A 25458-nucleotide genomic window follows, 5' to 3' on the forward strand; every position below is an offset into this window, starting at 1 on the left:
GCGATCTCCTGCTCGTCGGCCTCCGCAATGGCCGCCGGCTCTTTACTCGTGTTCTGCTTCATGCGCAGGATGCTGGGTGTTACGCGCGCGCTGCGCAAGCGCGCCACGCCCTCACGCGGAAAACCACAGGCCATCCATGACCCAGACCACCGCCATCGCCTTTACCTGCCCGCTGTGGCGACGCCTGTTGGCCTTGCTCTACGACCTGGTCGCCGTGCTGGCCATCGTGATGGTGGTGGGATTGCTCTGCCAGTTGGCCACGCACGGCGAGCTGATCACCTCGGGCACGCAAGTCCACATCGCCTGGTGGTACCAGCCGCTGCAAGGCGCGGTGGTAGCGGCCTACTTTCTGTTGTCGTGGCTGCGTGGCGGCCAGACACTGGGCATGCGGCCATGGCGGATTCGCGTGACGGCCATGGACGGCGGGCGCTTGACGCCGCGGCAGGCGCTGATCCGCCTGATCGTCGCCGCCCTGCCCCTGCTTTTGCTGCTGGGCGCCCCCGTCATCGGCTTGCGGGCGGCCGTTTGGGCGGTGGCGGCGAGTTGGGCCTTGTGGTTCGCGGCGGCGGCGCTCAACCGGCGCCGGCGGGCGGTGCATGACCTGGCGGCCGGGACCGAGCTGCGCCGGATCGGCTGAAACGGCCGTCGCCGACGCCTTTGAGACAGATCAATATCTAAGTCTTTGAAAAATAAGGACCCGAAAGCCTGTCGCATTGCAGCAATCCACGCCGCGACCGGCTATCATATGACTTTAGTCGCCGGTACCTGCTCGCCATGCTTTACCAGCTCCACGAATGGCAACGCGCCTTCCTCGGCCCCGTCAGCCACTATGCCGAAGCCAGCGCCCGCCTGCTCACCGATCCCAGCAGCCCCCTCGCCCAATTGCCGGGCGCGCAGCGCATGGCGGCCGGCTACGAGCTGATCCATCGCCTGGGCAAAGATTACGAAAAGCCGGCGTTCGACATCCACAGCATCACCAATCCGCAGGGCAACCAGATCGCGATCATCGAGCGCATCGACCTGGAAACGCCGTTCTGCCAGCTGCGCCGCTTCAAGCGTTTCAGCGACGACCCGGAAACCATCGAGAAGATGAAAACCGAACCGGTAGTGCTGGTGGTGGCCCCGCTGTCGGGCCATCACGCCACGCTGCTGCGCGACACGGTGCGTTCGCTGTTGCTCGACCACAAGGTGTACATCACCGACTGGATCGACGCGCGCATGGTTCCCGCCTCGGCCGGGCCGTTCCACCTGGACGACTACGTCGCGACCATCGAACACTTCATCCGCCACATCGGCGCCGAATCGCTGCACGTGATTTCGGTGTGCCAGCCCACCGTTCCGGTGTTGGCCGCGATTTCGTTGATGGCGGCACGCGGCGAAGCCACGCCGCGCAGCATGACCATGATGGGCGGCCCCATCGATCCGCGCCGCAGCCCCACCAGCGTCAACAACCTGGCCACGCAGCAGCCGCTAAGCTGGTTCAAGGGCAACGTGATACATACCGTGCCGGTGAACTATCCCGGCCACGGCCGCGAGGTGTATCCAGGCTTCCTGCAGCATGCCGGTTTCGTGGCGATGAATCCGGGCCGCCATCTTAGCTCGCACTGGGATTTCTATCTCAACCTTCTGCGCGGCGACGAGGAAGACGCCGCGGCGCACCGCAAGTTCTATGACGAATACAACGCCGTGCTCGACATGCCGGCGGAGTTCTACCTGGACACCATCAGCACCGTGTTCCAGCAGTTCCTGCTGCCGCGCGGCCTATGGGAAGTGAACGGCGAGCGCGTGGATCCCACCGCGATCAAGCGCACCAGCCTGCTCACCATCGAAGGCGAACTGGACGATATCTCCGGCATCGGCCAGACCGAAGCGGCACATGACCTGTGCACCGGCATTCCGGCCTCCCGCCGCGCGCATCGGGTGATCCAGGGCGCAGGTCACTACGGCATCTTCAGCGGCCGCCGCTGGCGCGAAACGGTATATCCGCAGATCCGCGATTTCATTCGCCGCTCGGACATGGCGCTGGTATCGAGCAAACGCGCGTAGGTTGGGGTGCCAACCCCAACATGACGGATGCACGGCGTAGCGACGTTGTGGTTCGCACCCCAACCTACGCAAAGAACGTCTTGAACGCACCGATGGTGCGTTCCACACCGGCATCATCGATATCCAGATGGGTCACCAGGCGCAGCGTCGGCAGATAGCCGATGCTGATGCGGATCGATGCGGCGCGCAGATGCGCGTCCAATGCACGCAAGCGTTCTGCGGGCACGTCGATAAACACCATGTTGGTGTGCTGGCCGAGCAAGGTGATGCCTGGAATTTCGCGCAGTCCGTGCGCAAGCCGCGCAGCGCGTGCGTGATCGTCCGCCAATCGCGCCACGTGATGATCCAGCGCATGCAAGCACGCCGCCGCCAGCAAACCGGCCTGGCGCCAGCCACCGCCGGCCACCTTGCGCCAGCGGCGCGCCTTCTCGATCAACGCAGCCGAGCCCACCAGCACCGAACCCACCGGCGCACCCAGTCCTTTAGACAGGCAAATCGAAACGCTATCGAAGTGCTGCGCAATGTCGCGCACCGGCACACCACTGGCGACGGCGGCGTTGTAGACGCGCGCCCCATCCAGATGCAACGCCAACCCGCGTTCGCGCACGACATCATGCGCGGCGCGCAGGTAATCGAGCGGCAGCACGCGGCCGTGCCAGGTGTTTTCCAACGCCAGCAAACGTGTGCGCGCGAAATGAGGATCGACCGGCTTGATCGCCGCAACGACTTTATCCAGTGGCAGCGTACCGTCGACTTCGTGCGCGATCGGCTGCGGTTGGATCGACCCTAGCACCGCCGCGCCGCCGCCTTCGAATTTGTAGGTATGTGCATCGGCACCGACGATGTATTCGTCGCCGCGTTCGCAGTGCGACATCAAGGCCAACAGGTTCGATTGCGTGCCCGAGGGCACGAACAGGCCCGCCTCGAAACCAAGCTCACCGGCCATGCGCTGCTGTAGGGCGTTGACGGTGGGATCCTCGCCATAGACGTCGTCGCCGACCTCGGCATCGAGCATGGCTTCGCGCATCGCGCGCGTCGGCTTGGTGACGGTGTCGCTGCGCAGGTCGATCCAGTCCATGGCGTCCTCGTTATTGGTGGATAGGTCACTGTGACTTTGCCGGTTAGCGTGATTGCCGGCAAGCCTATGTAGGTTGGGTTACCCCGGACTTGATCCGGGGGTAACCCAACCTACGGGAGCATCGTCGCTTGCCAGGAGGCTGGTGGCAGGATGGAGAACAAACCGTCGCGTTTCGCGCGCCGTGCCAGCCGCAGCAATTCCTCGTCACGCGTGAGCAAGGCGACGGCGCCAGCCTGATGCGCCAGTTCCAGGAATTTCTGGTCGTCGCGATCACGGCAACGCGGCAACATCACGTCGTCCGAATCCGTGAACGGCAGCTTCCGCACATATGCATCGAACGTTTTGATCGCTTGCATTCGTTGTGCTTCGTCGAGCTTGAGCTGCGGATAGGCCAGCACCGCCAGCCATTCATCGCGACAATCCTGGCGCGTCACCAACTCGACTTCGCCCGCCTGCACGGCCGCCAGCAGCGATGCGCACTGCGGATCGCCGAACACGAACAGGTCAAGGCAAACGTTGGTATCCGGCACGATGCGCAGCGGCACGCCGCTACGCATGCTTGCGGAAATAGAAGAACGCGATGAACACCATCAACATCGCCGGCAGCACGTTCGCGGCCAACGGCGGCACGCCGTAGACCGTGCCGAAGCTCACGATCGCCTTCTGCACGAAATACCAGCTGATGGCGATGATCATGCCCATGAAGATGCGCTTGCCCAGGCCGCCCGAACGCAATGCGCCGAAAGCGAACGGCATGGTGCACAACACCAGCACCAGCACGTTGAGCGGATACATCACGCGGCCCCAGAACGGCGTTTCGTAAGGACGGGTGTTTTCGCCATTCTTCTGCTTGTACGCGATGATGTGCTGCAGATCGCGCATCGCCAGGTACTGCGGCTGGATCAGCGATTGCTGCAACACTTCCGGGTCGAGCCTGGAATCCCAGCGCTCACCCGCCGAGGTACTGCTGTGCACGCCCTTGTCGTCCAGCGTGGTGGTGCGTACGTGATCGAGCACCCATTCCTTGCCGACCTGCTCGGCGGTGTTGGCCTGGTCGAAGCGGCTCAATTGCCGGCCGTCGGGAGTAAGCGTGAAGACGCGCACGTCGATCAACTGCACGAAGGCATGATCGCCCGCATTGCGCAGCGTGCTGTTCTTGGCGTTGATGATGCGGTCACCATCGCGCGCCCACAGGCCGCTGCTGGTCAAGCCGAGACTGCCGCCCGAACGCATGCGCAACGTCAGCGCTTGCGCCTGCTGGTCACCCCACGGGCCAACGGTTTCGCCCATGATGACTACCGCGGCCACTAATACCGTCACCACGCCAACCACCGAGAGCGCGATGCGCAGGCGCGACAAACCCGCGGCGCGCAGCGCGGTCAGTTCACCGGTGGCGGCCAGGCCTCCCAGCCCCATCAGGCCGCCGATCAGCGCCGAAAAACTGAACATCTCGTACATGCGGCGAGGGAGGGTTACCACGATGTAGAAAATCGCGTTGCTCAGCGTATAGCCGTTGCGGCCGACGAAACTGAGCTGGCGAACGAACTGGTACATGGCATCGAAACCCACCAGCACCAGCCACACCATCAGCATCGAACCGAGCACGGTGATGCCGATCAGCCAGTCCACGCGCTTGACGCGCAAGCTCGCCATTACGGCCTCGCCTTGCGCGGTGAGCGCGCTGCATATTGATTGCGGAAATTCCAGGCCGCCACTGCAAACAGCGCCAGGCTGAGCAGCCACATCGGCGTCGCGTGATGCCAATGGCCCTTGGCGAGCTGGCCGCGGCACAACGCCAACAGGTTGTAGTACAGGAAGAAGCCGAGCACGGCGATCAGCAGGCGACCGTAGCGCGGTTCGCGTGGCGTCTGGCGCGACAGCGGCATGGCCAGCATCAGCAGGGCCAGCGTCATCAGCGGCACCACCGTGCGCCACGCGAACTCCGCGCGCGCGGCGGCCGTGGTAGTGCGCGCCAGGTCGAACATGTCCAGATTGTGGATGGGGTCTTCCGGGTCGTCGGACTGCACCGAAGAAAGTGCGCTGTCGTTGCGTTCGTACTTCATGCGGCGCCAGTTGTCGGCGCCAAGCGGGATCTCGTACTGGTAACCGTCGTCCAACGCCAGATAACGATTGCTGCTGTCGCTGCTGGAATAAAGGTTGCCGCGCTGACCGGTGACCATTTTCATCACCAGGCTGCCGTCCTTGTTGGCGCGCTCGGTGGCGATGAAGGTGCGGCCAAGCCTCTGTCCGTCGCGGCTCAGCGAATCGACCAGGATGATGCCGCCCTTGCCCGGCAGTTCGGTAAAGCGGCCGGCATCGAGGCCGGCGGCGATGATCGAGCGGTTGGCCGCCTGCACCAGGCTGTCAGAGGTGCGCGCCGCCAGCGGCCCCAGCCACATCGACACCGCGCTGACCAGGGCCACCATGACGACCGCGACGATCGCCATCGGCCGCAGCAGTCCGCCCATGCCCATGCCGGACGAGGCGAGCACGTGCATCTCGCTTTCGCGATACATGCGCCCGAAACTCATCAGCACGCCCAGAAAGCCCGCCAGCGGCAGCATGCTGGACAGGGTGTCGACCATGTTCAGCGCCAGCACCTGGAACATCACGCTGGCCGGGAAGCTGCCCTTGGCCACTTGCTCAAGCACGTGCGCGAAGGTGGTGCCGGCCATGATCACCAGCAGCACGATCACGGTGGCGCCGATGGTCGTGCCCAGCTCACGCAGGAAATACCGGTCTAGGATGCTCAGCATGCGATAGAATTATGGGTTCCGTGCCTGCCCTGTCCTGGGCGGCAATCATTGGGATGATCTGATCAATTCTACGTGGGCGTCACCGTTACTGTCTGTTCGCAGACCACAGGACCATCGGTGAAGGCAGACTGGCCGTCTGTCGAGACGATGGGCCGAAGGGATGCGGACAGACAGTGACGGCCCGGAGGGTGATGCGCAGAAAGCCCGTATGCTGTGCCGCGCGGCTTGAAAAGACCACCAGTCTTATCTGCGCCGCGCAACACACCCTACGGGCTTTCTGCACATCATGCCGCCTACGTAGAATTGATCAGAGCATCCCCCTAGTCTAGCCGGTTCGGTGCTTGCCGGTCTTCCCGCAGGAACTTGATGATGACGCTCCAATTCAGCCTTGGCTCCATCGCCCCCGAAACCGTCGAAACCCCCTGCGTGGTAGTCGGCGTCTACGAAAACGGCTTGCTCACCAGCGCCGCGGCGCGCGTGGACAGCGCGGCCGGCGGCGCGATCAAGCGCCAGGTGGAAAGCGGCGACATCACCGGCAAGGGCGGCAGCACCACGGTGCTGTTCGCGCCGCACGGCGTGCAGGCCAAGCGCGTGCTGGTGGTCGGCCTGGGCGCGCAGAAGACTTTCGATGGCGCACGCTTCCAGAAAGTGAACCTGGAAGCCGCGCGTGCACTCTCGCGCATGCCAATCGACAGCGCCGTATCGTTCCTCGCCGAAGCCGACGTGCCCGGCCACGATGCCGCATGGCGTGCGCGTACCGCCGCCCTGGCCGCCGATTACGCCACGTATCGCTACACCGCGACCTTCAAGCCGCGCGAGAAAGGCAATCAGCCGGAACTGCGCAGCATCACTTTTGCGGGCGACGAACACGCGCAGCCGGGTCTGGACCAGGCCATCGCCATCGCCGAAGGCGTGCGTTTCGCGCGTGAGCTGGCCAACCTGCCGCCGAACATCTGCAATCCGGCCTACATCGCCGAGCAGGCGGTGAAATTCGCCGACGCCCACGAACCGGTGAGCTGCAAGGTGCTCGATCACGAAGAAATGGAGCGCCTCAAGTTCGGTTCGTTGCTCGCCGTGGGCCGCGGCTCGGCCAACAAGCCCAAGCTGATCGTGCTCGAATACAAGGGCGCCGCCGCGGATGAGAAACCCTATGCACTGGTCGGCAAGGGCATCACCTTCGACACCGGCGGCATCAGCCTCAAGCCCGGCCCGGGCATGGAAGAAATGAAGTTCGACATGGGCGGCGCGGCCGGTGTGCTCGGCGCGTTCGTATCGGCGGTGAAGCTGGGCCTGAAGATCAACCTGGTGTGCGTGGTGCCGGCGGTGGAAAACATGCCCGACGGCGATAGCTATCGCCCCAGCGACGTGCTCACCAGCCTGTCGGGTCTCACCATCGAAGTGCTCAACACGGATGCCGAAGGACGCCTGATCCTGTGTGACGCCCTCTCCTACACCGCGCAGACGTTCCAGCCGAAGGTGTTGATCGACGCGGCCACACTCACCGGCGCCTGCGTCGTCGCATTGGGCAAATACGCCAGCGGCCTGATGAGCAAGCACGACGACCTTGCCGACGAGCTGCTGCGCGCCGGCGAAAACACCCTCGACCGCGCCTGGCGCCTGCCGCTGTGGGACGACTACCAGGTGCAACTCGAATCGGGCTTTGCCGACGTCGCCAACATCGGCGGCAAGAACGCCGGTGCGATCACCGCCGGCTGCTTCCTCTCGCGCTTCACCGAAGGCCAGCGCTGGGCGCACCTGGATATCGCCGGCACGGCGTGGGACGAAGGCCGCAAAGGCCTCGCCACCGGCCGCCCGGTGCCGTTGCTGGCGCAGTGGTTGATCGATCGCGCTGGAGGCCGTGAATCGTAAATCGAGCGCTGGAAATAGCCAGAGCAGAAAATCCTGGCCTTCTATTCCCGATTGACGACCGACGATTCCCGCAAACATGCCCCGCGCCGACTTCTACCTCATCGCCAAACCACGCTTCAGCGAACAACCGCTGCTGCTGGTGTGCGAGCTGGCGCGCAAGGCATACGCCGCGCAGCAGCCTACGCTGATCCTCACGCGCGATTTCGAGCAGGCCGAAGCACTGGACGAACTGCTCTGGTCGTTCGACGAGGACACCTACATCCCGCACCAACTGGCCGGCGATGACGACGACCAAAACACCGCCGTGCTGATTGCGCCGCCCGGCGTGGACACACCGGCCCGCCCGCTCATCATCAACCTGGGCGAGCAATGCCCGCCCAGCTATGGCGAGCGCGTGCTGGAAGTGGTGGCCGCCAACCCGGCCGAACGCGATGGCTCGCGCGTGCGCTGGCGCGAGTATCAGCGGCTGGGGTTTGAGGTGAACAAGTTCGATATGTAGCGCGTGCCGGCGCGCTGGCGTTTTGTATCGGCATAACGTCGCCGGGCGACGACGATGAGGCACACGCGAGTCCGCTACACCGGATTCGTCTCCTTCCGCACCACCGGCCGCGCCATCAACGCTTCATGCAACGCCGCCGCCAGTTGCTCGCCGTTGAACGGCTTGTGCAGGAACGCATCGACACCTACCTCGCGTCCACGCGTGATTTCTTCTTCGTCGTGACGCGTGGTGGTGGCGACGATGGGCACATGCCGGCCCGCGACTTCGCCGTGGCGAATCAACTGCGCCACCTGCAATCCGTCGATGCCGGGCAGGTCCAGTTCCAGCACGACCAAATCACACGTTTCCATCGCCAGTTCCGCCAACGCGTTCAAGCCATGGCTGGCGTGCCGCACGCGATGGCCCTGGTATTCCAGCATGCCGCGGATGGCGCTGGCTGCGGTGGCGTCGCCTTCGACCAGCAGCACTTCCAGGGGGCGTTCCTGATGCACGCGCTCCGGCGCCGCCGGCACGGTTTCCTGCGCCACCAGCAAAGGCAGCCGCACGCGGAAGGTGGTGCCTTTGCCCAGCGCCGATTCCAGCGTCATGCTGCCACCCATCAGGCCCACCAGCTCGTTGCAGATCGCCAGGCCCAGGCCGCTGCCGATACTGCGTTGGGGACCTGCGTCCTGCTCGAAGCGGCTGAACAGGCGCACGCGGCTGGTTTCGGAAATGCCTGGCCCCGTGTCGCTCACATCCAGCGAGAGGAAGCCGTCCATCCAGTTCACACCGATATGGATGCCGCCGCGCTCGGTGAATTTCACTGCGTTGTTGACCAGGTTGAACAGCACCTGGCGAATGCGCATGGCGTCGCCAACCAGCAGCGGCGGCACGCCTTCGTCCAGTTGCAGATCGAGCGACAGCCCTTTCGCCTGCGCCGAACCGCGCTGCAAGCGCACCACATCCTGCAGTAGCGGACGCAGATCGAACGGCGCCGGATCCAGCACCAGCTTGCCGGCTTCGATGCGCGCCAGATCCAGCGCATCGGTCAGCAGTTTCAGCAGCACGTGGCTGCCGCGCTGCACGGATTCGGCGTAATCGCGTTGCGTATCGTTGAGCGGCGTGGCCAGCAGCAATTCGGCCATGCCCATCATGCCGGTCATCGGCGTACGGATCTCATGGCTGAGCGTAGCGAGGAAACGGCTTTTCGCCGCGCTGGCCTGTTCGGCAATCTGATGGCGCTGCTCGGCCAGCAGCATGCGATGGCGATGCGCCATGCGGCGGCGCCAGGCAAGCAGCACCAGGAAGGCCAGCGCGACGGTTACGCACACATAGAGCAGCCATGCCCACCAGCGCAGCCACGGTGGCGATTGCACGATGATGTGCAGCGGCACGGCCAGTTGTACCCAATCGCTTTCCGATCCACGCGCCATGATGTCCAGCGTGTAGTCGCCGCTGCCCAGGCTAGTGAATTCGCGCTCGCCATGATTGTCGCGGTCGATCCAATCGCTGTCGAAACCGTTGAGGCGGAATCGATAATGATTGGCCGAAGGATCGATATACGAAAACACCCGCGCCTGGATATGCAGCTGGCTGTCCTGCCAGCCGATCCTGATCGGCTGTGCATTCAACGGCAACGTGTGCGTGGTGCCGTGGCGCTGCACGGTGATCTGGGTGACCGACAAGGTCGGCGCCATCGGACGCGGGTCCACCTTGTCCGGGTCGAATCCCACCACGCCGCCATTGGTTGCCGCATACAGGTAACCGGTCGGCAGCAGTGCGTAACCGCGCCCGAATTCGCCGTTGGCCAGGCCGTTCTGCAAACCGACGTGGTAGAACGTGCCCGGCACGGGATCGAAGCGCCACAGGCCATCGATGCTGAAGATCCACACGCGCCCGAAACAATCGACATCCATATCCACCGCGCGCAGCGACGGCCAGCCGTGCTCGGCATCCACGTTGCGGTCCAACACCAGGCGCTGGCCCACGAGGTGGTAGTGCGAAAGACCATCTTCCGTCGCCAGCCAGATGCCCTTGCGGTCGAAATCGAACGCATCGATGGACTTGCCGGCCGGCGCACCCGGCACCATCACGAAACGGTCGCGCGTGCGATCGAACCACATCAGGCCGCCGTCGCTGGCGTACCAGAACACGCCCTTGTTGAGCGTCATCTGGCTGCCCCACATCACCTTCTCGTTCGGCTTGTCCATCGCCACCGGCGTCACCGCCAGGGTTTCCGGGTCGACGCGGAACAGGCCGTGGCCGAAGGTGCGCGTGTACATCATGCCGTCCACGCCGGGTTCCACTTCCAGCGGACGATCGAGCACGTTGCGTTGCGGGTCGACCTGATCCATGCGGTCGTGCACGTAGTCGTAGCGATAGAGCGCGCCTTGCGCGGCGATCCACAAGCGCTGATGGCCGTCCTCGGTCATGCCCACCACTTTGCCGACCAGCCCGCTGAGGGTGTGCTCCACCTCGCCAGTGATGGGATCGAGCCGATCGATGCGCCCCTCGCGCTGCCCCACCCACACGTGCCGGCCATCACGGCCGCGCGCCATGGTGGCGGCCATCGAATCGCGCAGGCTGCTGGGGTCGTCGGGAATGTGCGTGAAACGGCTGAAGCTGTTCCAGCCTGGCGCGAGATACGCCACGCCGCCATCGAGCATAGTCACCCACAAGCCGCCTTCGCGATCCATCAGCGTCTGATAGACCCAGGTGCCGGGCAGATCGCCATGCAACAGCGGCTGGTTGACCAGGCCGATGATGGGCCCGTTCGGCCGCATTTGCAGGTACATGCCGCGCTGCGTGCCGATCCACAGGCGTCCGGCCGCGTCGCGCGTGCTGCTCATCACGTTGGTACGGGGCGGAATGGCCGGCGCGCCGAACAAACGCGCAACGTTGTCAGGCCCGACCACGAGCAAGCCGCGCTCCGTAGCGATGCGGATTTCGTCGCCATCGCCGTCGATGCGCCAGGTGTCCATCGACTGAGCCGGGTCGGCCGGCTTGATGCGCACAAAGCTGCCGTCTGCATCGCGGCGAAATACGCCGCGATCGGAGCCGATCCAGAGCCGCCCTTTCGCATCGGCATACAGCGAGCTCACGGCGGTGAAATCGCTCGGATAAAGCCCCAGCAGCGGATTGACCACGTGCTCGAAACCGTGCCCGTCCGGCAGCATGCGATCCAGGCCCTCGCCGGTGCCGACCCAGATCGAGCCGTCCGGCGTCTGCGCGACCACCCAGGCGCGATCGCTGGCCAGGCTGCGCGGATCGGCCGGATCGTGCCCCCAATGCGTGAACTTGCCGGTGGCGGGGTTGTAGCGGTTCAGGCCCGCGTCCAGGCCGGCGGCCCAGATCATGCCCTGCCGGTCGACGAACAGCGCGGAGATGCCGTTGTTGAAGAGCGAGTCCGGATCGTCCTCGATGTGCCGGAACACTTCGAAGTGCAGGCCGTCGAAACGGGCGATGCCCCCCTTGGTGCCGAACCACATGGCGCCGTCATGATCCTGCGCCACGGCGTAGACGCCGGTGCTGGGCAGCCCGTCCTGCAAGCCGTAGCGGCGAAATTGCGGCGTGGGCAGCGGCGCGGATTCCGGCGCGTGGATGGCAATCCGAGGCGGCGGCGCAGACGTGGCGGATGCGGCAGGCGCGGCGCTGCCGGGCACGGAAGTACCCAGCAGCAAGGCCAGCCCCAGCATGAAAACGGCCACGCGTGCGCCCTCAGGCAGTTCAGGACGGAGCAGTCACTCTGATGCGCTCCGCAAGCGACCAGAATGCCAAATCCCGCACGTTCCCGCACGTGCTGTTTCGCCACGGCAACGGTCCGTTCCCGCGCCCGCGCTGGTAGTGTTGTCCTGTTTTCGCCAGACTGCCGCCATGATTCACCCACGCGCCTGCCTGCCACTGATGCTCGGTTTCGGCTGCCTCGCCGAGGCGCCGGCCGCGTTCGCCGCCGCCGACAGCTACCGCTACGACACCGTGCACAGCCAGATCGTTTTCAGCATCGACCACGATGGCTTTTCCCGCCCGCTGGGCCGCTTGCATATCGCACAGGGATCGCTGCGCTTCGATCAGGACGACTGGTCCAAATCCAGCACGGAACTGGACATCGACCTGCGCGGCATCGACCTGGGCGATGCCGCGTGGAACCAAGCGGCGTGCAAGGCCTCGTTGCTCGATTGCAAAACCTACCCGACCGCGCATTTCGCCAGCACCTCGGTGGAGCGCAAGGACGACACGCATGGCGTGCTGCACGGCACGCTTACGCTGCATGGCGTGAGCCAGCCGATCGACATCCCGTTTCGCCTCAACCGCGTCGGCAAGACCATCTACGGCATGCATACGGTGGCCGGATTTTCCGCCACGGCCACGATCGATCGCACTGCCTTCGGCATCAACGGCTTTCCCAATGCAGTGGGCCATGGCGTCGCCATCTGGCTGGAACTGGAAGGTATTCGCGACAATGCAGGCAACCCGAAGGAGCATCCATGAGTTTGCGCAGTGACGACCGCCAATGGGGATCGGTCGCCAAGTTTTTTCACTGGATCGTTGCGCTGGGCATTCTCGGCAACGGGGTATGGGGACTGTTGATGGCGGACATGGCGCCGTCGATGAGCAAGATCACCATCTTCGCGCTGCACAAGTCGATCGGCCTCACCGTGCTGGCGCTGTTCGCGCTGCGGCTGGCCTGGCGTTTGTACGACGGCGCGCCGCCGGACGAGGCGATGCCGCGCTGGCAACGGTTCGGCGCGCACGTCACGCACGTGGTGCTGTATGGCTTCATTCTCGCGTTACCGTTGAGCGGATGGCTGTTCAACTCGCTGCATGGCTATCCGCTGCAATGGTTCAAGCTGTTCAACCTGCCCGCGCTGGCGGCCAAGAACGACGATCTCTCGGAGCTGGCCGGCGAAGTGCACGAATGGCTGTTCTACCTGTTGCTGGTGGTGGTGATCGGCCACGCGGGCGCCGCGCTGAAGCATCATTATTTCGATCAGGACAACGTATTGCGCCGCATGCTGCCGTTTGCACGCCTGCGCGCTGGCAAAGCCTCTTCCGGAGAACTCACATGATCAGACGCGCCGTTTCACTCGCACTCACGCTGGCGCTGGCGACGCCGCTCGCCGTATCGGCCGCCGACTACAGCGTGCAAGCGGGCAGCACGCTCGGATTCACCAGCAACTTCCAGGGCAGCAGCTTCGACGGCCATTTCAACAAGTGGACGGCGGCGATCAGCTACGACCCGGCCAAGCTGGCGTCTTCGAAGTTCGACGTGACGGTCGACCTCGCGACCGCCAAGACCGGTGACAACGATCGCGACAGCGCATTGCCTGGCCCGGATTTCTTCAATGTGGCGAAATATCCGCAAGCGCATTTCGTCACCACCGCCTTCCACCAGCAAGGCAACCAGGTGATCGCCGACGGCACGCTGACGTTGCGCGGCGTCACCAGGCCGGTGAGCCTGAGCGTGGTGTTCAAGCCGCAGGGCAGCGGTGCGACGCTGGACGTCACCGGCACGGTGAAGCGCCTGGATTTCGGCGTGGGCGGCGGGCAGTACGCGGATACATCTGTCATCGGGGCGGATGTGAAGATCACCGCGCACCTGGTCCTGGCCGCGAAATGACGTAGGTTGGGGTGAGACGCCAGCCGAACCCCGACGGCGAAATACATATGGCAACGTTGGGGTTCGGGCTGTGCCCTTACCCCAACCTACAAGAAGCTCCCAGCCAGCCGGTGACGGACGTGGCATCAAACGGCCAATCCAGTTCGCGCCCGTCGCGTAGGTCGCGCAATACTGGCACGCGCGTGCCGTAGCGTTCTTCCAACTCGTCGCTGTCCTCCACCCACACGCTGTCGAAATCCGGCAGGCGCGCCTCGGCCAGCACGGCCAATGCGAGGTCGCACAGGTGACAGTAATCCCGTTGGTAGAGCACGAAATTGCTCATACGTGCGCTTGCAGAATGCCCCGGAAGAAACGCCCGCGTAGAATAGCCGGCTTATCCCCACCCTCGCAGCATCCCATGGCCGTCAGCGCTTTCGATATCTTCAAGATCGGCATCGGCCCTTCTTCGTCCCATACCGTGGGCCCTATGCGCGCAGCCGCCCGTTTTTCCGAGCGCTGGCTGGAGGAAAAAGGCGCGCTCGACCGCGTCACGCGCGTGCGCGCCGAGCTTTACGGTTCGCTGGCGATGACCGGTCGCGGGCATGGCACCGACAAGGCGGTGATCCTGGGCTTCGAAGGCGAGCATCCGGATACGGTCGATCCCGACCAGATTCCGGAGACGCTCAAGCGCGTGCGCACCACGCATCGCATCCGCGTGCTCGGCAAGCATGAGATCGACTTCGACGAAAAGCGCGACCTGGTTTTCAACAAGCGCCAGAAATTGCCGTTCCACACCAACGGCATGCGCTTCACTGCGTACGACGCCGACGGCAACGAACTGGCCACGCGCGATTACTACTCGGTGGGTGGCGGGTTCGTGGTCAATCACGATGAAGCGGCGGAAGACCGCATCGTCGCCGACACCACCGAGCAGCCGTATCCCTTCCACACCGCCGAACAATTGCTGGCGCTGTGCGAACAACACGGCATGAGCATCGCGCAGCTGATGATGGAAAACGAGAAAGTGTGGCGCACGGAAGCGGAAGTGCGCGCAGGCTTGCTGACCATCTGGAAGGCCATGCAAGGGTGCGTCGAAAGGGGCCTGCGTTCGCCAGGCGTACTGCCCGGCGGACTGAAAGTGACACGCCGCGCGCCGGCGATGGCGGCGGAGCTGCGCAACCAGCCCGAAGCATCGCTGAAGGATCCGCTGACGATTCTCGACTGGGTGAATCTCTACGCGCTGGCGGTCAATGAAGAAAATGCCGCCGGCGGACGCGTGGTCACCGCGCCGACCAACGGCGCCGCGGGCATCGTGCCGGCGGTGCTGCATTACTACCATCGCTTCTGTCCGAAGTCCGACGAAAACGGCGTGATCGATTTCCTGCTGACGGCCGCCGCAGTCGGCATTCTCTACAAGGAAAACGCCTCCATTTCCGGTGCGGAAGTCGGCTGCCAGGGCGAGGTGGGCGTAGCCTGCTCGATGGCCGCCGGCGGGTTGACCGCCGCGCTCGGCGGCACGGTGCACCAGATCGAAAATGCGGCCGAAATCGGCATGGAACATAACCTTGGTCTTACCTGCGATCCGATTGGCGGCCTGGTGCAGATTCCTTGCATCGAACGCAACGCAATGGGCGCGGTGAAGGCGATCAACGCCAGCCGCATGTCGCTCAAGAGCGACGGCAAGCATCGCGTGTCGCTGGACAAGGTCATCAAGACCATGCGCGATACGGGGCTGGATATGAAGGACAAGTACAAGGAAACATCGCGCGGCGGCTTGGCAGTGAACGTCATCGAATGCTGATGTAGGTTTGGGGTGCCAACCCCAACATCGCCATGCATGTGCGATCCGGACGTCGGGGTTTGCACCCCAACCTACCGTTCGAACACGATGCTCGCGATCGCACCATTGGCATCGGTTCGCGGGCGGATCGATACATCCCAGCCATACAGCTCGCACAAGCGCCGCACGATGGCCAAGCCCAAGCCGGCACCACTGCCGCCCGCACCTTCGCCACGCACACCGCGCTGAAACAGGCGTTCGGCATCTTCCGGCTTGATGCCTGGGCCAGTATCGATCACCTCGATGCGCCCCTTGTCCACCTGCACCGTCACACGGCCTTCGAGCGTGTACTTGATCGCGTTGCCGATCAAATTGGTGAGCGCCACCGACAGCACCGAAGCGGGCGCGTTGACGTTGATCGCATCGCCCTGGGTCAGCTCCACCTCGATCGGCTTGTCACGGATCTGCGGGCGCTGGCTGTCGATCACGTCGGACGCCACCTTGGCCACATCGGTGATTTCACCGCGCGTCGGGCCGCGGCGTTCGGCGCGCGACAAGAGCAGCAGCGCTTCGATCAGCTCGGTGGCCTGGCGCGATGCACGTTCGATGCGCTTCAGGCGTTCGCGCAGCTTATCGGTGAGATCGGGCGAACCCTGCAGCAGTTCGGTGGTGCTGGAAATCACCGCCAGCGGCGTGCGCAGTTCATGGCTCACGTCCGAATTGAATTCGCGATCGCGCGCGACCATCGCGGTGAGCCGCTCGGCGTATTCGTCCAACGCCTGCGCGAGCTCGCCCACTTCGTCGTCGGCGAAATGCGGCGCGAGCGGTTCCGCACGGCCAGCCTTACGAAAATCGCGCAGGCGACGCGCGAGTTCGGTCACGGGCTTCAAGACTTTGCGCGACAGCCACAGGCCGATCGCCAGCGATAGCAGGCTGAACAAGATGACTGAGGCGACCAGCGAGGTCACCAACTGGCGCTTGCCCAGATCCTCGCGACTGATGTCGTAGCTGATGAAACCGATCAGGCCGTATTTGCGCGCGACCGCAAGCTTGTAATGGTGCGAGCGACCGTCCTTGTCCACGTCGTGCATGTCGTACACGCCGGGCGCAAGGTTCTGCCAGGCGAGCGGCGCCTTGTAGATGGTGCGGTCGCTCCACATCCACGCATCGATCAATTGCGAGCGGCTGGGTTGCCCGGGATTGCTATGCGTGTTCTCCACCGCCTGGTCGACGTCGCTCTGCAGGCTGGCATTGATCAGCTGGTTCTCGACCTTCGCGCGCACATACAGCGAGGCCACGGCAAACAACGCGCTGAGGCCAAAACCGAACAGCGCGAACGAGATCAGCAGGCGAAAACGCAGCTTACGCCTGGACTGCATCCGGATCGACCATGCGGTAACCGATGCCGTGCCTGGTGTGGATCAAGGCCTTTTCGAACGGCTTGTCGATCGCAGCGCGCAGGCCGTGGATGTGTACGCGCAAGCTGTCGCTGTCAGGCAACTCCTCGCCCCACACTTTCTGTTCCAAATCCTGCCGGGTGACCACCGAGGGGCTGGCTTCCATCAGCGCCTGCAGCAGCTTCAGGCCGATCGGGTTGAGCTGGATCGACTTGCCGTCGCGGGTCACCGTGAGGGTATCCAGGTTGTAGGTGAGATCGGCCACCTTCAGCACACGGCTCTGCGGGCCCTTGCCGCGGCGCGCCAGCACTTCCAGGCGCGCGGCCAGTTCCTGCAGCGCGAAGGGTTTGGTCATGTAGTCGTCCGCGCCGGATTCGAAGCCGGTGAGCTTCTGCTCCAGGGCGTCGCGGGCGGTCAGCATCAGCACCGGGGTTTGCTTGTGGGCCTCGTGGCGGAGCTTGCGGGCCACATCCAGGCCGTCCATGCCCGGCAGGGTCAGGTCGAGCACGATGACGTCGAAGTCGTGCACCACGGCCAAATGCAGGCCGGTGACGCCATCTCCCGCGAAATCCACCACATGGCCGCGATCTTCCAAATAATCGCCAATGTTGGTCGCGAGATCGCTGTTGTCTTCAATCACTAGAACGCGCATGCGTCTCTCCGCTACGCAGCCGGCGCACAGGCCGGGGGTAGCTGCAAGCTTAACGAGTGAACGACGCAAATGTTAAGCGCCATGCTGAACGTTGTTGGGCAGCCAAAGAAAAAGCCCGGATACGGCGACCGTGCGTCGCTGCACCCGGGCTGAAGCTACTGCCCCGATACCGTCGTCTGCTGTCGCACTTGCGTATTGAAGTAGCGAGCAAACAAACAGTGGTGCCTTTATAGGCGCGAGGCGGTTACGTGGCAGTTAACCCGCACTCACTGCCGGGTTAATGGCGACGCGCCGTTCACAAATAATCAGCCGCGCTTGGAGACCTTGGCGACGTGCTGTTCCAGGTGGCGGATGATGTGCTCGGCCACATTCACGCCCGAGGCCGCCTCGATGCCCTCCAGCCCCGGCGAGGCGTTGACCTCCAGCACCAGCGGACCGCGCTTGGAGCGCAACAGATCCACGCCGGCGATGCCCAGCCCCAGCGCGGCGGCGGCATCCACCGCGATGCGTTTCTCGGCCTGGGTGAGCTTGGCCGCGATGGCGGTGCCGCCACGGTGCAGGTTGGCGCGGAATTCGCCCGGCGTCGCGTCGCGCTGCATGGCGGCCACCACCTGGCCGCCGACCACGAAGCAGCGCAGGTCGCTGCCCTTGGCTTCGGCGATGAACTCCTGCACCAGGAAGTTGGCGTACAGCCCGCGAAACGCTTCCACCACGCTCTGCGACGCGCTGCGTTTTTCCGCCAGCACCACGCCGGTGCCCTGGCTGCCTTCGTTGAGCTTGATCACATGCGGCGGGTCGCCCAGCATGTCCAGCACGTCGGTGGTGTCGTCCGGGTTGTCACCGAACACCGTCACCGGCATATCCAGCCCTTTGGCGGCAAGAATCTGCAGGCAGCGCAGCTTGTCGCGCGCGCGCAGCACTGCGTCGGAAGAGTTGGGCGTGTACACACCCATCATTTCCAGCTGGCGCAGCACGGCGGTGCCGTAGAACGTGCTCGAGGTGCCGATGCGCGGGATCGCCGCGTCGATGTCGTGCAGCGCCTTGCCCTTGTAGCGAATCTCCACCTCGCCCGGCGCGATGCGCACGTAGCAGCGCAGCGGATCGAGCACGCGCACCACGTGCCGGCGCTCGCGCGCCACTTCCACCAGGCGTTGGGTGGAATACAAGCGCGCGTTGCGCGAGAGGACGGCGATCTTCATAGGGGATGCTCTGATGAATTCCACGTAGGCGGCATGATGTTCAGAAGGCTCGCAGGGTGTGTTGCGCGGCGCCGGGAAGACTGGCCGTCTTGCCAACCCGCGCGGCGCAGCATGCGAGCCTTCTGAACATCACCCTTGGGCCGGTCATGTTCGTCCGCATCCCTTCGGTCCTTCGACTCGACAGACGGCCAGCCTGCCTTCGTCGATGGCCCTGTGGCCTGCGAACGAACATGGCCGGTGACGCCTGCGTGGAATTCATCAGAGCACCCCCTTGTGCATCATCGTATGCGCGGGCTTGGGCAGGGTGTAGGAAAGGGCGGGATCGACCTTGAAGCGACCGACCAGCGCGGTGCGCCCCAACAGCATGGGAAACAGCATGTGCCGCCGATCCGTCAGATTTATGTCAACTTCGAAGCGCTCGCCGGCCAGCATCACTTCGGTGCGGATGAACCACCGCTCGCTGCGCCCGCCACCCGTATCCACCACCACGCGCCGGTCGCACGCCGGCGCCTCGCAATGCACCGGACGTGACGAACGCCGTCCCAGCCCCACCATGAAACGCAGCCAGGTGTTGCCATCACGGGTGAAGTTTTCCAGTTCGTCCACGTGCAGCGAACTGCTGCGCGCGCCGGTATCGAGCTTGACCTTGAGCGAGGCGATACCGAACTGGGGCAATGCCAGCCGTTCCCGCCAACCGAGGGTGGTCACATCCGCCATGTCAGCGCACGCTGTCTTGAGTTATCTCGGAGGGGGCCGAAAAGGGGGAATGGTGCGACAAGTGCTGATGACTTTCAGCGCCCGTCGCACAGCGGAACCGCGCTAGCGTAGCCGGCGCGGCCCGCCAAACTCAACAAGGACGTTTCATGTCACCTGTGCCGGGGCAATAGTGCGTGAATGCCGTGCGCGCCGATTGTGAAATCAGGTTCCAATCAATTCGTCGTAGGGCGGCAGATTGATCACCGTCCGCGACTCGATCTCGTAGGCGCGCTCCAAGTCTTCAGCGGCGTGAAGGCGATCCTCGAGCAGCTGATATTCCTCGGGCTCTGCCTCACCGCTGGACAGGGCTTCACGCAGGGCACGGATTTCCGCGGCTACAGCCTGAATCGCGATGATGAGTGTTTGGTTGCTGATTTCAGGCATGGGATGTTCCTATGAAACCTTTCGGGCCGCCGACTTCAGCCTTTGGCCAGCTCACACTGCCTGGACACCGCCGCCCGCGCCATATTGTCCAGAGCGCCTTTGAACGCGAGTACGGTCATGCGCGTGCGCGGTTCAAGTTGATAGTGATAACCCTTGAGTTTCGGGTTGTAGGGACTGGTCTTCAACTTCGAACCCTTGCGGATCTCGATCAGCTCCGCCGAATACTCGGTGCCCTCCGGAATCCAGAATTCCTTGCTGGGAAACCAACCCGAAACGTCATGCAGCGACGTTCCGCCTCCTGGCAACACTTCCGGGCCATCCTTCCCGCCAACCACAGTGACATCGGCCTGGCTGGTGACCCACTTATCAAGCTTCTTGCTGAAATATTGGGTCGACTCCCAACGCGGATCGAGCCACGCCATCGCCAGGATAAATCCCGACCTTGATGCTCTTGAAGTCGTTACCCATCGCGGACCGGTACAGGCCGGCACCTGTAGTCGCCATCGCCCCTCTCCCTGGTTGGCGCCTTCGCAGGCTATGTAACCAGCAAATTAACTAAGCGGTCCAGCGTCATCGCGAAATGGAGCGGGTGAAGGGAATCGAACCCTCGTCAGTAGCTTGGGAAGCTACAGCTCTACCATTGAGCTACACCCGCTTACGTCCGGCGATGGTAACCGGCGGATGCGGCTTTTGGGAATCCTGGCATGCGGGCTCGGCGGTCGTGCGGTTCCTAAACCATCGGCAACGGCCACTGTGCCCCTAAGGCGACACTCATGATCCGTCTGCAACATGATGAGCACCAACACGGATGAACCGGGGCGCGACCGTTTCGCGTACACCTGCACGGAGAGTCCCATGCGTGTGCTCAATGCGTTCCAGTCTTGTTCGCGCGGATGGCGCATCCTCCTGACGGCGTTGCTCCTGTCGTGCGCCGGCTTCGCCCTGGCCCAGACGGACGACAGCCAGGGCGGCGGCGACAACACTTCCGACCCTCCGGCGCGCGTGGCGCGGCTTTCCTATGCATCCGGCGACCTCGGCCTGATGCCATCGGGCAGCACCGACTGGAGCGCCGCCGACGTCAACCGGCCGTTGACCAATGGTGACAAGCTATCCAGCGGTCCTGATGCGCGCGCCGAGTTGGACCTGGGCGGCGCCTCGCTGCGCATCAGCGGCCGGAGCGATATCGGCGTGCTCAACCTCAACGATCAGATCGGCCAGTTCGAACTGACCCAGGGCACGCTCAACATCACTGTGCGCAACCTCGACCAGGGCGCCACTTACGAGATCGACACACCGACGCTGGCGCTGGTGATCAACCAGCCTGGTACGTTCCGGGTCGAGGTTGGTGCGAACGGCAACGGCACCACGGTCACGCCGTTCGATGGCGGCGGCATCGTTTATGGCGAGAACAACGCGCAACGCGAAGTATTCAGCGGACGCAGTTACCAGTTCGGCGACTCGTCGTTGAACAACATGACGGTGAGTGAGATCCAGGGCCGCGATGAATTCGACGCCTGGTGCAACGATCGCGATGCCCAGTACGCCAACACCACCGCCAGCAGCACGCAGTATGTGCCCAGCGACGTGGTCGGTTCGCAGGACTTGAACCAGTATGGCCAATTCCAGCAGGACGAGGATTACGGCACCGTGTGGTACCCCACCACCGTGGTCGCCGGCTGGGCGCCGTACCGTTACGGTCACTGGGTGTGGATCGGGCCGTGGGGCTGGACCTGGGTGGACGCGTCGCCCTGGGGTTTTGCGCCGTACCACTATGGACGCTGGGCATTCGTGCGCGGTCGCTGGGGCTGGATTCCCTGCCCGCCGCGCGTGCGGCCGGTGTATGCGCCGGCGCTGGTCGCCTTCGTCGGGATCGGCCGCGGCGGTCCGGTGGGCTGGTTTCCGCTCGGCCCGCATGAGGTCTACAACCCGTGGTATCGCGCGTCGCGCAACTACTACACCAACGTCAACGTCACCAACATCCGCATCACGCGCAACATCAGCCAGGTGACGGTGATCAACAACATCCACAACCAGTACAACTTCTATCGTGAGGGGCGCCCGATCACCGGCGTGAACTACGTCAATCGCGATGCGCCGCATGCCTTCACCGCCGTGCCTGCGCAAGCGTTCGCCAGCGCGCGGAGCGTGCAGAACAATCAGTTGCACCTGGATCCGAAACAGCTGGCCAACGCGCCGGTGGTATCGCCGGCCACCTTGCAGCGTCCGCTGCCGACGAGTTTCGCGCCGCCGCGCACCGGCAACGCACGCCCATTGCCGGCTGCCGGCTTCAACCGCCAGGTGGTGGCGGTGCGCCCGCCCGCACCGGCAGTGGCCGCCGCGGCCGCGGTTCACGCCGGGCAGCCTGCTTCCAATGTGCGTGTGCTGAACGTGCAGCCGAATGCGCCGCGCGTGGTTTCGGGGCGTAGCTTCCCGAACCGGATGGAACCCGCGCAACCGCAAGCGCCGCCGCGCCCGGGCGCCGCCACCTTGCCGCAGGTGCCGCATTTCGCACCGGCGCAACCCGCCTAGCAAGTGCAGCAGGCGCCGCACTACACGCCGCCGCCGCGCGAAGAACCACAGGCACCGCATTACCTGCCGCGGCAGCCCGAGGTGCAACAAGCGCCCCACTACGCGCCCGCGCAACCGACCGTGCAGCAAGCACCTCGCTATGTGCCGTCGCAGCCCTCGTTCCAGCAGGAGCGCGAACGTCAGGCAGTGATGGAACAGCAGCAACAGCAACGCTTCGAGGCCGAGCAACGCGCGCGTCAGGAAGCCGAGCAGCGCGCGCGCCAATATGAGCAACAGCGCCAGAGCATGCAGCCGCCGCGGGTGATCGAGGCGCCGCGTGAAATCCAGCGCGCTCCCGCCTATCAGCCGGAGCCGTACCGCTACCAGGCGCCGCCGCAGTATTCCCGCCCGGAGCCGCCGCAGCAGCCTCATCCGCAACCGCAACAGAACGCGCCGCATCCGCATTACACGCCGCCGTCCAAGAACGACAATCCGCAGCATTGAGCCTTGGCGCCGCCCGGCCCCCGCACGGCGGCGCGAAAGCGGCCAACGAGCCTGCCCTGCCGCTACAATGGCCGGATGCACATCACCCTCAACGGCCGCCCGCACGATTGCGGCGACAACCTCACCGTCACTCAATTGCTGCACGAAGCCGGTTACGCTGGCCGGCGCGTCGCCGTCGAGGTGAACCAGGAAATCGTGCCGCGCAGCCAGCATGAAACCTATGCGCTGCGCGAAGGCGACAAGGTGGAAATCGTCCACGCCATCGGTGGCGGCTGAGCCGCGCCCTCCAAGCATTCCAGGCATGAACATCAAGACCCACGACACTACCGACACCCTGGTCATCGCCGGCGCCAGCTATCGCTCGCGCCTGCTCACCGGCACCGGCAAATACAAGGATCTGGACGAAACCCGCCGCACCACCCTGGCCGCCGGCGCCCAAATCGTCACTGCCGCCATCCGCCGCGTGAACCTGGGGCAAGATCCCAACGCGCCCAACCTGCTCGATGCGCTGCCGCCCGGCGAGTTCACCCTGCTCCCCAACACCGCCGGCTGCTACAACGCCGTCGACGCGGTGCGCACTTGCAAGCTTGCGCGCGAACTGCTGGACGGCCACAAGCTGGTCAAGCTGGAAGTGCTGGGCGACGAACGCACCCTGTTCCCCGATGTGGTGGAAACGCTCAAGGCGGCCGAACAACTGGTGGCCGACGGCTTCGACGTGATGGTCTACACCAGCGACGACCCGATCCTGGCCAAGAAGCTGGAACAGATCGGCTGCGTGGCGGTAATGCCGCTGGCCGCGCCGATCGGCTCGGGCCTTGGCATCCAGAACAAATACAACCTGCTGGAAATCATCGAGAACGCGAAGGTGCCGGTCATCGTCGACGCCGGCGTGGGCACGGCCTCCGATGCGGCGATCGCGATGGAACTGGGCTGCGACGGCGTGCTGATGAACACCGCCATCGCCGGCGCCAAGGACCCGGTGCTGATGGCGCATGCGATGAAGCTGGCGATCGAAGCCGGGCGCTCGGCGTTTCGCGCCGGTCGCATTCCGCGCAAGCGGTTTGCGTCCGCGTCGAGCCCGATCGACGGGACCATCGGCTGAACTCTGCATAGCCCCTCTCCCATCCGGGAGAGGGCTGGGGTGAGGGGCAGGGCTTGCCTCACACTTAAATAGAAGCACGCCAGACGTCCCTTCGACGCAAGATTGTCCCCTCACCCCAGCCCTCTCCCCGAAAGGGAGAGGGAGTGAAAATCGCCGCATGACCGAAGATCACGACGAACCCCATCATCTCCGCCGCATCCGCAGCTTCGTCCTGCGCGAAGGCCGCATGACGCCCGCCCAGCAGCGCGCGTTCGAGACCCATTGGGCGCGCTTCGGCATCGACTATTCGGGGAAAACGCAGGATCTGGATGCGCATTTCGGCCGCCATGCCCCACACGTGCTGGAAATCGGCTTCGGCAACGGCGAGGCGCTGGCCTGGGCGAGCGAACACGACCTGGCGCGCGATTACGTCGGCGTGGAAGTGCACGGTCCCGGCGTCGGCCGGCTGATGAACGCCCTGGCCGCGCGCGATGCCGGCAACGTGCGCCTCTACAAGCATGACGCGGTGGAAGTGCTGGAAAACGAGCTCGCGCCCGGCGCGCTGGCCGAGGTGCGCATTTGGTTTCCCGATCCCTGGCACAAGAAGCGCCACAACAAGCGGCGCATCGTGCAACCGGAGTTCGTCGCCCTGCTCGCCACGCGCGTCGCACCGGATGGCCTGCTGCACCTGGCCACCGATTGGGAACCTTACGCGCAGCACATGCTGGAAGTGATGGAAGCTGCACCGGATTGGCGCAACGCGCTCGGCCCGGGCCAGTTCGCCGAGAAACCGGCATGGCGCATCGAGACGCACTTCGAGCGACGCGGTCTGAAGCTTGGCCATGGGGTCTGGGACTTGCTCTACCGCAGGCGCTGACGACGTCGTGGGTTGGGGTGCACCCCCAACATCATCATGCGTGTACCCTCGTTGGGATTGGCACCCAAAACCTACAGGACTACGAGGCATCTCGCGCGCATCGCCCACAATGCGGCAACGGTTCACCAGCCGCCACGCGCACACGCTTATACTTCCGCGTTAAACAGGGACGAGCCATCGCGTGAAGCAACTGCTGCCCAATTGCACTCCTTGCCCAGCGCCCGTCAGGGACGATAGCCAGTGGCCCTGACCCTTACACCTGAAATGATCCTGGTGCTGGGCCTGGTGTGCTTCACCATGCTCATGCTGGTGCTGGAATGGATTCGCGCCGACATGGTGGCGCTGCTGGTGGTGGTGGTGATCGGCCTCACCGGCCTGATTCCCTCCGACCGCGTCTTCAATGGCTTCGCCGGTAACGCGGTGATCGCGATCATCGCGATCATGATCATGGGCGCCGGGCTGGACCGCGCCGGCGTGCTGGGCCTCACCGCGCAGTT

26 protein-coding genes and 1 tRNA gene are annotated in these 25458 nt (G+C 64.4%); 14 read left to right on the forward strand and 13 right to left on the reverse strand.

Annotated elements, in window-relative coordinates:
- Positions 1 to 136: 136 nt before the first annotated feature.
- Both ACTHNE_RS15210 and ACTHNE_RS15215 read left to right on the forward strand, forming a co-directional pair.
- On the forward strand, positions 137 to 637 hold the full coding sequence (locus ACTHNE_RS15210) for an RDD family protein (RefSeq protein WP_440269691.1): 501 nt from the start codon (positions 137 to 139) through the stop codon (positions 635 to 637).
- Between the two features lie 137 nt (positions 638 to 774).
- Entirely contained in the window at positions 775 to 2046 is a 1272-nt protein-coding gene (locus tag ACTHNE_RS15215; protein WP_440269692.1) for a polyhydroxyalkanoate depolymerase, read from the forward strand.
- A gap of 64 nt (positions 2047 to 2110) precedes the next feature.
- On the opposite strand, the gene ltaE is transcribed toward ACTHNE_RS15215, so the two are convergent.
- The 4 genes from ltaE to lptF form a co-directional block, all read right to left on the reverse strand.
- On the reverse strand, positions 2111 to 3124 hold the full coding sequence (ltaE, locus tag ACTHNE_RS15220; protein WP_440269693.1) for a low-specificity L-threonine aldolase: 1014 nt from the start codon (positions 3122 to 3124) through the stop codon (positions 2111 to 2113).
- 110 nt (positions 3125 to 3234) lie between these two features.
- Positions 3235 to 3681, reverse strand: a complete 447-nt coding sequence (locus tag ACTHNE_RS15225; RefSeq protein ID WP_440269694.1) for a putative toxin-antitoxin system toxin component, PIN family — start codon at positions 3679 to 3681, stop codon at positions 3235 to 3237.
- Positions 3674 to 4777 (reverse strand): LPS export ABC transporter permease LptG, encoded by a 1104-nt coding sequence (lptG, locus tag ACTHNE_RS15230; protein WP_440269695.1) that lies wholly within the window; start codon positions 4775 to 4777, stop codon positions 3674 to 3676. Before lptG ends, ACTHNE_RS15225 begins: the two co-directional genes overlap by 8 nt.
- Complete coding sequence (gene lptF / locus ACTHNE_RS15235) at positions 4777 to 5880, reverse strand: LPS export ABC transporter permease LptF (RefSeq protein WP_440269696.1); 1104 nt, start codon at positions 5878 to 5880, stop codon at positions 4777 to 4779. Before lptF ends, lptG begins: the two co-directional genes overlap by 1 nt.
- 369 nt (positions 5881 to 6249) lie before the next feature.
- On the opposite strand from lptF, the gene ACTHNE_RS15240 reads away from it, so the two are divergent.
- Positions 6250 to 7749 carry a leucyl aminopeptidase gene (locus ACTHNE_RS15240; protein ID WP_440269710.1) on the forward strand — a complete coding sequence of 500 codons (1500 nt, stop codon included), beginning with the start codon at positions 6250 to 6252 and terminating at the stop codon, positions 7747 to 7749.
- 76 nt (positions 7750 to 7825) lie between these two features.
- Positions 7826 to 8248 carry a DNA polymerase III subunit chi gene (locus ACTHNE_RS15245; protein ID WP_440269697.1) on the forward strand — a complete coding sequence of 141 codons (423 nt, stop codon included), beginning with the start codon at positions 7826 to 7828 and terminating at the stop codon, positions 8246 to 8248.
- A gap of 74 nt (positions 8249 to 8322) precedes the next feature.
- Here ACTHNE_RS15245 and ACTHNE_RS15250 read toward each other — a convergent pair whose 3' ends face one another.
- A complete protein-coding gene (locus ACTHNE_RS15250; protein WP_440269698.1) occupies positions 8323 to 11934 on the reverse strand; it encodes an ATP-binding protein in 3612 nt (1203 codons plus the stop codon).
- A 166-nt stretch (positions 11935 to 12100) separates the two neighbouring features.
- On the opposite strand from ACTHNE_RS15250, the gene ACTHNE_RS15255 reads away from it, so the two are divergent.
- From ACTHNE_RS15255 to ACTHNE_RS15265, 3 genes are read left to right on the forward strand one after another with little or no spacing between them, the layout of a single operon-like run.
- Entirely contained in the window at positions 12101 to 12715 is a 615-nt protein-coding gene (locus ACTHNE_RS15255; protein ID WP_440269699.1) for a YceI family protein, read from the forward strand.
- Positions 12712 to 13293 (forward strand): cytochrome b, encoded by a 582-nt coding sequence (locus tag ACTHNE_RS15260; RefSeq protein WP_440269700.1) that lies wholly within the window; start codon positions 12712 to 12714, stop codon positions 13291 to 13293. The genes ACTHNE_RS15255 and ACTHNE_RS15260 overlap by 4 nt, the downstream gene beginning before the upstream one ends.
- Positions 13290 to 13844 (forward strand): YceI family protein, encoded by a 555-nt coding sequence (locus tag ACTHNE_RS15265; protein WP_440269701.1) that lies wholly within the window; start codon positions 13290 to 13292, stop codon positions 13842 to 13844. Before ACTHNE_RS15260 ends, ACTHNE_RS15265 begins: the two co-directional genes overlap by 4 nt.
- A gap of 76 nt (positions 13845 to 13920) precedes the next feature.
- Here the strand turns inward: ACTHNE_RS15265 and ACTHNE_RS15270 are convergent, their stop codons facing one another.
- The gene (locus tag ACTHNE_RS15270; protein WP_440269702.1) at positions 13921 to 14166 is read right to left on the reverse strand and encodes a glutaredoxin family protein; all 246 of its coding nucleotides are present in this window, start codon (positions 14164 to 14166) and stop codon (positions 13921 to 13923) included.
- Between the two features lie 75 nt (positions 14167 to 14241).
- Here ACTHNE_RS15270 and ACTHNE_RS15275 point away from each other — a divergent pair, with 75 nt between their 5' ends.
- Positions 14242 to 15624: an L-serine ammonia-lyase gene (locus ACTHNE_RS15275; RefSeq protein WP_440269703.1), complete on the forward strand. Its 1383-nt coding sequence runs from the start codon at positions 14242 to 14244 to the stop codon at positions 15622 to 15624.
- 71 nt (positions 15625 to 15695) lie between these two features.
- On the opposite strand, the gene ACTHNE_RS15280 is transcribed toward ACTHNE_RS15275, so the two are convergent.
- The 7 genes from ACTHNE_RS15280 to ACTHNE_RS15310 all read right to left on the reverse strand — a co-directional run bounded on the left by ACTHNE_RS15280 (position 15696) and on the right by ACTHNE_RS15310 (position 20646).
- Entirely contained in the window at positions 15696 to 16982 is a 1287-nt protein-coding gene (locus ACTHNE_RS15280) for a sensor histidine kinase (RefSeq protein WP_324946971.1), read from the reverse strand.
- The gene (locus ACTHNE_RS15285; RefSeq protein WP_324946969.1) at positions 16966 to 17652 is read right to left on the reverse strand and encodes a response regulator transcription factor; all 687 of its coding nucleotides are present in this window, start codon (positions 17650 to 17652) and stop codon (positions 16966 to 16968) included. The genes ACTHNE_RS15280 and ACTHNE_RS15285 overlap by 17 nt, the downstream gene beginning before the upstream one ends.
- A 305-nt stretch (positions 17653 to 17957) precedes the next feature.
- A complete protein-coding gene (gene rimK, locus ACTHNE_RS15290) occupies positions 17958 to 18851 on the reverse strand; it encodes a 30S ribosomal protein S6--L-glutamate ligase (protein WP_324946967.1) in 894 nt (297 codons plus the stop codon).
- A 258-nt stretch (positions 18852 to 19109) separates the two neighbouring features.
- The gene (locus ACTHNE_RS15295) at positions 19110 to 19568 is read right to left on the reverse strand and encodes an ATP-dependent zinc protease family protein (RefSeq protein ID WP_440269704.1); all 459 of its coding nucleotides are present in this window, start codon (positions 19566 to 19568) and stop codon (positions 19110 to 19112) included.
- A 201-nt stretch (positions 19569 to 19769) separates the two neighbouring features.
- Entirely contained in the window at positions 19770 to 19991 is a 222-nt protein-coding gene (locus ACTHNE_RS15300; protein ID WP_440269705.1) for a hypothetical protein, read from the reverse strand.
- Between the two features lie 35 nt (positions 19992 to 20026).
- Positions 20027 to 20413, reverse strand: coding sequence for a hypothetical protein (locus ACTHNE_RS15305; protein WP_440269706.1), 387 nt, complete (start codon positions 20411 to 20413; stop codon positions 20027 to 20029).
- Positions 20414 to 20572: 159 nt separating this feature from the next.
- Positions 20573 to 20646, reverse strand: a tRNA-Gly gene (locus ACTHNE_RS15310).
- 200 nt (positions 20647 to 20846) lie between these two features.
- Between ACTHNE_RS15310 and ACTHNE_RS15315 the strand changes: the two genes are divergently transcribed.
- The 6 genes from ACTHNE_RS15315 to ACTHNE_RS15340 all read left to right on the forward strand — a co-directional run.
- Positions 20847 to 22520 (forward strand): DUF6600 domain-containing protein, encoded by a 1674-nt coding sequence (locus ACTHNE_RS15315; protein ID WP_440269707.1) that lies wholly within the window; start codon positions 20847 to 20849, stop codon positions 22518 to 22520.
- A 3-nt stretch (positions 22521 to 22523) separates the two neighbouring features.
- Positions 22524 to 23003: a hypothetical protein gene (locus ACTHNE_RS15320; protein WP_440269708.1), complete on the forward strand. Its 480-nt coding sequence runs from the start codon at positions 22524 to 22526 to the stop codon at positions 23001 to 23003.
- 75 nt (positions 23004 to 23078) lie between these two features.
- Entirely contained in the window at positions 23079 to 23279 is a 201-nt protein-coding gene (gene thiS / locus ACTHNE_RS15325) for a sulfur carrier protein ThiS (RefSeq protein WP_324946961.1), read from the forward strand.
- Positions 23280 to 23304: 25 nt separating this feature from the next.
- Positions 23305 to 24105 (forward strand): thiazole synthase, encoded by an 801-nt coding sequence (locus ACTHNE_RS15330; RefSeq protein WP_440269709.1) that lies wholly within the window; start codon positions 23305 to 23307, stop codon positions 24103 to 24105.
- 157 nt (positions 24106 to 24262) lie between these two features.
- The gene (gene trmB, locus ACTHNE_RS15335; RefSeq protein ID WP_324946957.1) at positions 24263 to 24961 is read left to right on the forward strand and encodes a tRNA (guanosine(46)-N7)-methyltransferase TrmB; all 699 of its coding nucleotides are present in this window, start codon (positions 24263 to 24265) and stop codon (positions 24959 to 24961) included.
- A gap of 264 nt (positions 24962 to 25225) precedes the next feature.
- On the forward strand, positions 25226 to 25458 hold a 233-nt coding region (locus ACTHNE_RS15340; RefSeq protein WP_440269711.1), incomplete at its 3' end, for an SLC13 family permease.

It is taken from the genome of Dyella sp. (assembly GCF_051954575.1).
GTDB lineage: Bacteria > Pseudomonadota > Gammaproteobacteria > Xanthomonadales > Rhodanobacteraceae > Dyella_B.

What these genes read in the sequence shown, in the direction of transcription:
- ACTHNE_RS15265 (WP_440269701.1), top strand. Translation starts at nt 13,290, where the DNA reads ATGATCAGACGCGCCGTTTCACTCGCACTCACGCTGGCGCTGGCGACG.
- ACTHNE_RS15270 (WP_440269702.1), bottom strand. Translation starts at nt 14,166, where the DNA reads ATGAGCAATTTCGTGCTCTACCAACGGGATTACTGTCACCTGTGCGAC.
- ACTHNE_RS15295 (WP_440269704.1), bottom strand. Translation starts at nt 19,568, where the DNA reads ATGGCGGATGTGACCACCCTCGGTTGGCGGGAACGGCTGGCATTGCCC.
- rimK (WP_324946967.1), bottom strand. Translation starts at nt 18,851, where the DNA reads ATGAAGATCGCCGTCCTCTCGCGCAACGCGCGCTTGTATTCCACCCAA.
- ACTHNE_RS15330 (WP_440269709.1), top strand. Translation starts at nt 23,305, where the DNA reads ATGAACATCAAGACCCACGACACTACCGACACCCTGGTCATCGCCGGC.
- ACTHNE_RS15240 (WP_440269710.1), top strand. Translation starts at nt 6,250, where the DNA reads ATGACGCTCCAATTCAGCCTTGGCTCCATCGCCCCCGAAACCGTCGAA.
- lptG (WP_440269695.1), bottom strand. Translation starts at nt 4,777, where the DNA reads ATGGCGAGCTTGCGCGTCAAGCGCGTGGACTGGCTGATCGGCATCACC.
- ACTHNE_RS15275 (WP_440269703.1), top strand. Translation starts at nt 14,242, where the DNA reads ATGGCCGTCAGCGCTTTCGATATCTTCAAGATCGGCATCGGCCCTTCT.
- ACTHNE_RS15260 (WP_440269700.1), top strand. Translation starts at nt 12,712, where the DNA reads ATGAGTTTGCGCAGTGACGACCGCCAATGGGGATCGGTCGCCAAGTTT.
- ACTHNE_RS15245 (WP_440269697.1), top strand. Translation starts at nt 7,826, where the DNA reads ATGCCCCGCGCCGACTTCTACCTCATCGCCAAACCACGCTTCAGCGAA.
- ltaE (WP_440269693.1), bottom strand. Translation starts at nt 3,124, where the DNA reads ATGGACTGGATCGACCTGCGCAGCGACACCGTCACCAAGCCGACGCGC.
- ACTHNE_RS15280 (WP_324946971.1), bottom strand. Translation starts at nt 16,982, where the DNA reads ATGCAGTCCAGGCGTAAGCTGCGTTTTCGCCTGCTGATCTCGTTCGCG.
- ACTHNE_RS15255 (WP_440269699.1), top strand. Translation starts at nt 12,101, where the DNA reads ATGATTCACCCACGCGCCTGCCTGCCACTGATGCTCGGTTTCGGCTGC.
- ACTHNE_RS15315 (WP_440269707.1), top strand. Translation starts at nt 20,847, where the DNA reads ATGCGTGTGCTCAATGCGTTCCAGTCTTGTTCGCGCGGATGGCGCATC.
- ACTHNE_RS15300 (WP_440269705.1), bottom strand. Translation starts at nt 19,991, where the DNA reads ATGCCTGAAATCAGCAACCAAACACTCATCATCGCGATTCAGGCTGTA.
- ACTHNE_RS15210 (WP_440269691.1), top strand. Translation starts at nt 137, where the DNA reads ATGACCCAGACCACCGCCATCGCCTTTACCTGCCCGCTGTGGCGACGC.
- ACTHNE_RS15285 (WP_324946969.1), bottom strand. Translation starts at nt 17,652, where the DNA reads ATGCGCGTTCTAGTGATTGAAGACAACAGCGATCTCGCGACCAACATT.
- ACTHNE_RS15225 (WP_440269694.1), bottom strand. Translation starts at nt 3,681, where the DNA reads ATGCGTAGCGGCGTGCCGCTGCGCATCGTGCCGGATACCAACGTTTGC.
- ACTHNE_RS15305 (WP_440269706.1), bottom strand. Translation starts at nt 20,413, where the DNA reads ATGGCGTGGCTCGATCCGCGTTGGGAGTCGACCCAATATTTCAGCAAG.
- lptF (WP_440269696.1), bottom strand. Translation starts at nt 5,880, where the DNA reads ATGCTGAGCATCCTAGACCGGTATTTCCTGCGTGAGCTGGGCACGACC.
- thiS (WP_324946961.1), top strand. Translation starts at nt 23,079, where the DNA reads ATGCACATCACCCTCAACGGCCGCCCGCACGATTGCGGCGACAACCTC.
- ACTHNE_RS15215 (WP_440269692.1), top strand. Translation starts at nt 775, where the DNA reads ATGCTTTACCAGCTCCACGAATGGCAACGCGCCTTCCTCGGCCCCGTC.
- trmB (WP_324946957.1), top strand. Translation starts at nt 24,263, where the DNA reads ATGACCGAAGATCACGACGAACCCCATCATCTCCGCCGCATCCGCAGC.